This window comes from Acinetobacter sp. YH12106, assembly GCF_013418995.1.
GTDB classification, from domain to species: Bacteria; Pseudomonadota; Gammaproteobacteria; order Pseudomonadales; family Moraxellaceae; genus Acinetobacter; species Acinetobacter pseudolwoffii.
In genome coordinates this window covers 1-3,630 of record NZ_VPAV01000057.1, presented here as the reverse complement: position 1 = coordinate 3,630, position 3,630 = coordinate 1, and the positions used below count along the sequence as shown (strand labels likewise).

At 47.4% G+C, this 3,630-nt stretch carries 4 protein-coding genes and 1 pseudogene; 4 read left to right on the top strand and 1 reads right to left on the bottom strand.

From position 1 onward, the window contains the following. The 4 genes and pseudogenes from FTU45_RS15135 to FTU45_RS15120 all read left to right on the top strand — a co-directional run. A pseudogene (locus FTU45_RS15135) lies at window positions 1-127 on the top strand (hypothetical protein); the annotation flags it as partial. A 300-nt stretch (window positions 128-427) separates the two neighbouring features. Then, the gene (sul2, locus tag FTU45_RS15130; RefSeq protein ID WP_001043260.1) at window positions 428-1,243 is read left to right on the top strand and encodes a sulfonamide-resistant dihydropteroate synthase Sul2; all 816 of its coding nucleotides are present in this window, start codon (window positions 428-430) and stop codon (window positions 1,241-1,243) included. Window positions 1,244-1,329: 86 nt separating this feature from the next. Further along, on the top strand, window positions 1,330-1,578 hold the full coding sequence (locus FTU45_RS15125; protein WP_071830581.1) for a phosphoglucosamine mutase: 249 nt from the start codon (window positions 1,330-1,332) through the stop codon (window positions 1,576-1,578). Between the two features lie 61 nt (window positions 1,579-1,639). Next, window positions 1,640-2,104 (top strand): ATP-binding protein, encoded by a 465-nt coding sequence (locus tag FTU45_RS15120; RefSeq protein WP_071830580.1) that lies wholly within the window; start codon window positions 1,640-1,642, stop codon window positions 2,102-2,104. Window positions 2,105-2,177: 73 nt separating this feature from the next. On the opposite strand, the gene mph is transcribed toward FTU45_RS15120, so the two are convergent. Beyond that, complete coding sequence (mph, locus tag FTU45_RS15115; RefSeq protein WP_071830579.1) at window positions 2,178-3,065, bottom strand: Mph(E)/Mph(G) family macrolide 2'-phosphotransferase; 888 nt, start codon at window positions 3,063-3,065, stop codon at window positions 2,178-2,180. Between the last annotated feature and the right edge of the window lie 565 nt (window positions 3,066-3,630).

Here is a 3,630-nt window from a genome sequence, read left to right as displayed (position 1 = left end):
TCTGAACCGATTGCAACAATTGCAAATTCCTTTGTCTGATTTACAAACTGCCTTAACAGAGAATAATGAAAACCGTGGTGCTGGCTATATTGAGAAAAATGGACAACAGCTAACGGTTCGTGTTCCCCACTCTATTGTAAACAAGACATTTTTATCTTTTATATTCAATGGCTTATTTTCCTGCTAATTGGTAATACCATGAAAAATACCATGCTCAGAAAAGGCTTAACAATATTTTGAAAAATTGCCTACTGAGCGCTGCCGCACAGCTCCATAGGCCGCTTTCCTGGCTTTGCTTCCAGATGTATGCTATTCTGCTCCTGCAGCTAATGGATCACCGCAAACAGGTTACTCGCCTGGGGATTCCCTTTCGACCCGAGCATCCGTATGAGACTCATGCTCGATTATTATTATTATAGAAGCCCCCATGAATAAATCGCTCATCATTTTCGGCATCGTCAACATAACCTCGGACAGTTTCTCCGATGGAGGCCGGTATCTGGCGCCAGACGCAGCCATTGCGCAGGCGCGTAAGCTGATGGCCGAGGGGGCAGATGTGATCGACCTCGGTCCGGCATCCAGCAATCCCGACGCCGCGCCTGTTTCGTCCGACACAGAAATCGCGCGTATCGCGCCGGTGCTGGACGCGCTCAAGGCAGATGGCATTCCCGTCTCGCTCGACAGTTATCAACCCGCGACGCAAGCCTATGCCTTGTCGCGTGGTGTGGCCTATCTCAATGATATTCGCGGTTTTCCAGACGCTGCGTTCTATCCGCAATTGGCGAAATCATCTGCCAAACTCGTCGTTATGCATTCGGTGCAAGACGGGCAGGCAGATCGGCGCGAGGCACCCGCTGGCGACATCATGGATCACATTGCGGCGTTCTTTGACGCGCGCATCGCGGCGCTGACGGGTGCCGGTATCAAACGCAACCGCCTTGTCCTTGATCCCGGCATGGGGTTTTTTCTGGGGGCTGCTCCCGAAACCTCGCTCTCGGTGCTGGCGCGGTTCGATGAATTGCGGCTGCGCTTCGATTTGCCGGTGCTTCTGTCTGTTTCGCGCAAATCCTTTCTGCGCGCGCTCACAGGCCGTGGTCCGGGGGATGTCGGGGCCGCGACACTCGCTGCAGAGCTTGCCGCCGCCGCAGGTGGAGCTGACTTCATCCGCACACACGAGCCGCGCCCCTTGCGCGACGGGCTGGCGGTATTGGCGGCGCTGAAAGAAACCGCAAGAATTCGTTAACTGCACATTCGGGATATTTCTCTATATTCGCGGTTCAGCAGGCATGTCCCCTTTGAGGGCGACCCGACGACAGGATAATCGACCTTATGGTGCGCAAATATTTCGGCACAGACGGTATTCGTGGCAAAGCCAACGAAGGCGCGATGACGGCGGAAACCGCCTTGCGCGTCGGCATGGCGGCTGGCCGTGTCTTTCGTCGCGGTGACCACCGCCATCGTGTCGTGATCGGCAAGGATACGCGCCTGTCGGGCTATATGCTTGAACCCGCGCTCACAGCCGGTTTCACCTCGATGGGCATGGACGTATTCCTTTTTGGCCCGCTGCCGACAACGTAATAGGAAGAATAAACGCCCTTTTCACCCAAGTCCAAATTAATTTGCCGATTCCATAATCAGGGTGTATTACAATTCCATAGAGTTTTTCAATCCAGGTGGTTTAGCTGATAACTTAACGATTGATCAGCTTCTTCGTGAAGATTACTCGCCATGGGCGCGCAATAAAAGGATATCTGCCACGTTCAAAGAAGCGCATTTTATTGAAAAATATGGGTCAGGCATCAAACGAATCCAAGAAGGCTTCGCATCCTATGGTCTGCGTCCCCCTGTCTTTGAAAATTTCCAGCACGGTTTTCGAGTTATTGTCTCATCAAAGCTACTTTTCGAATCTAATGAGGGAGTAAGTGAGGGAGTAAATCTACTATTTAATCAGATAAGAACTAATCCAGGAAAGCGTGCACCATTTTTAGTAAACGAGCTATTAGTTCCTGTCAAGATAGTAGAGCGGTGGCTCAAAATCTTAAGAGATGATCATAAAATCGAGTTTCGAGGAGCTCCTAAAAGTGGAGGATACTGGCTAAAATAGAAATCAATGATACTCTTAAGTGGCACCAATCGAACTCCTATTTTAGCATTTAAAAAAGTATCCTCACATCATTTTATTGAACAATACCTAAGGCTGCTCTGGCGGCATTGATATGATTATCGTCGTTGCACTCTACCGCAAAAGCGCCATATGCTAATGGAGCTGCAGCAGCCCTCTCTATAGATTGTTCGTAGAGCCTATCCCATATCGTTCCGCCTTGTTTAGCATACTCCGTTATCAAACTCTTCAGGCTATCCTCTCCAAAAACCGATACGTGACCAGAAAAGTCCAGTGCAGGATCACCCATATGCGCAGTAGACCAATCTATGATACCAGAGGTCTTACCTTCCTTCGAGGTTAAGACATGCCCTGCATAGAGATCGCCATGGATGAAACAAGTGAATTCAGGCCACAAAGGGTCATTGTCCAACCATCTACGGTATCTGTTTTCCAACGGCTCGCTGATACCTATCTCAGATTTCACCAAGTGGATACGGTCAGCTATTTCGGTCCTCAATTCACTTGGAGTCATTATTTTCAAGTTGCTCTTTCTCACATCGTCAGCTGTAATACGATGTAATTCGGCCAATGATTTTGCCAGAGACTCCACATAAGCTATGCTATCGCGATCTATGTTCCAAGAAACCTCATGTGTTATCGCATCGAATGTCAGAGCAGGCGCATCCTCCAGTAAAGGGTAGGCTATTAGGCGCTCCGATACAATTTTCCAATCAGGGACATTGATCGACAGGTTTCTTTTGGCTAAATCCAATATTCTACTTTCATTTTCGATTTGTTCAAGCATATCGCTTCTTCGAGGTATACGGAGTACCCAGTTCTCACCGTTTACTTCCTTTACAAAGGCAACTCTAAAGTCGATGCCCATCTCATTGACGCTCATCTCTTCCGAAATTCTCAGCCCATGCTCTAGGGCTAATGTTTGCATATCTTCGATTGTCATTTCTATACTGTTTTCTTTTATTAAATTGGTACCAGTTCCCCCGACAGGACATTCTGAATGTCATATACAGGTGTAACACTTTACCCATATTCTTTTCGTATGGATAACACTTCCCATCAGGGAACAAAAATCTGATACATGAATTAATTGTGAGACAGTAGACCTACTGTCGCATTGAAGCCATCTCGGCGACTATTTGATTAGGAAAACCAAGGCTTTGCCATCATAGCCTTATCATAGAAGTATAACATAGTTGTAAAGATAGAAAATTATTTTTTATTCATCCATGATGTTATTATTTTATAATAACATCATCTAAACATGTCCTGTCGCTCTTTTGTGCTGTGATATTTCATACCTATTAACTGCTTTCGTTTGAATTATACGACGTTCTACTCACAATAGGGCAAGGGTTACTCATTCCGTAGGATGCGGTTCACGTATAGGAAGAATAAACGCCCTTTTCACCCAAGTCCAACAGCTTTGGACCGCAGTTGACTCTTTCGACACCCCTGCGATGCAACCCAATCCGGCTGACGGGGAGCCAGCAACGCTGAAAATTTAC